The 341-nt window shown below is 57.5% G+C and carries 1 protein-coding gene; it reads right to left on the bottom strand.

Annotated features, from left to right (window positions below):
• Positions 1 to 94 precede the first annotated feature (94 nt).
• A complete protein-coding gene (locus tag C6W91_RS21350; protein WP_370571635.1) occupies positions 95 to 259 on the bottom strand; it encodes a hypothetical protein in 165 nt (54 codons plus the stop codon).
• Positions 260 to 341: the final 82 nt, after the last annotated feature.

The following is a 341-nucleotide window of genomic DNA, read 5'->3' as shown; positions in this document are numbered from 1 at the left end:
GCCTACGGCTCAGGGAAAGCAACGCCACCCTTCAAGCAAAGTTCAACATCAACAGGGACATCCCCTGCTCAGGCGACACCAATATTACGGTGCGCTAGTTTTCCCGGCTGGAAACGCGTAGGGCTTCCAGCTGGCTGAGGGTCCGGTCAAATGCCTGCCCCGTCGGGGTCAGGGTCAGATCGTCGTTGACGAGGTTCAGATGCGGAGTGTGGCCATTCCAAGTGTAGGGATTGGCGGCGAACCAGGCATGTCTTTCCACGAATGGCAGGCCTTCCTGAATCGCTCCGGTTTCATCGGAGACCTATAGCTTCATTTCACGCGACCATATCGAGCACGTCGCG

Source organism: Phaeobacter sp. SYSU ZJ3003, from assembly GCF_041300735.1.
Classification (GTDB): Bacteria; Pseudomonadota; Alphaproteobacteria; order Rhodobacterales; family Rhodobacteraceae; genus Phycobacter; species Phycobacter gallaeciensis_A.
This window is presented reverse-complemented; position numbering and strand designations above follow the sequence as displayed.